This window comes from Mitsuaria sp. TWR114, assembly GCF_007997345.1.
The window spans coordinates 1-574 of the sequence record NZ_VOSR01000949.1; the positions used below are offsets into that span (position 1 = coordinate 1).

Consider the following 574-nt stretch of genomic DNA (forward strand, 5'->3'; position numbering starts at 1 on the left):
CTGCCCGCGGGCGCGCGGCTGCCGACCCATCGGGACCTCGCGACCCGCGAGGGCTTCGCGCTGGTCACCGCGACCCGCGTCTACGCCGAGCTGCGGGCAATGGGACTGATCAGCGGCGAGACCGGCCGTGGCACCTTCGTCAAGGAGACCGCGCTCGCGCCCGGCCAGGGCGTGGACCTGGACGCGGTGGCGGCGGACATGGTCGACCTGAGCTTCAACTACCCGTCGCTGCCCGGTCAGGCGGAACTGCTGCGCGGCGCCTTGCGCCAGCTGGCCGGCGCGGGCGACCTGGAGGCGCTGCTGCGCTACCAGCCGCATGGCGGCCGGCCCGCCGACCGCGCCGCGATCGCGCGCCATCTGCGGCGACGCGGTCTCGAGGTCGAAGGCGACCGGGTGCTGGTCGTGGACGGCGCGCAGCACGGCCTGGCGGTGACGCTGATGGCGCTGCTGGAGCCGGGCGACGTGGTCGCCGTGGATGCGCTCACCTATCCCGGCTTCCGCCTCGTGGCCGGGATGCAGCGGCTGGAACTGGCGCTGCCGGCGGCCGGCGCGGGGCCCGACCTCGACGCGCTGG

Annotated in this window: 1 protein-coding gene; it reads left to right on the forward strand. The window is 76.0% G+C overall.

Going from position 1 to position 574, the window contains the following annotated elements; translation table 11 throughout:
- The coding region (locus tag FUT87_RS26205) for an aminotransferase class I/II-fold pyridoxal phosphate-dependent enzyme (RefSeq protein ID WP_147242878.1) at nucleotides 1-574 on the forward strand (574 nt) is incomplete at both ends.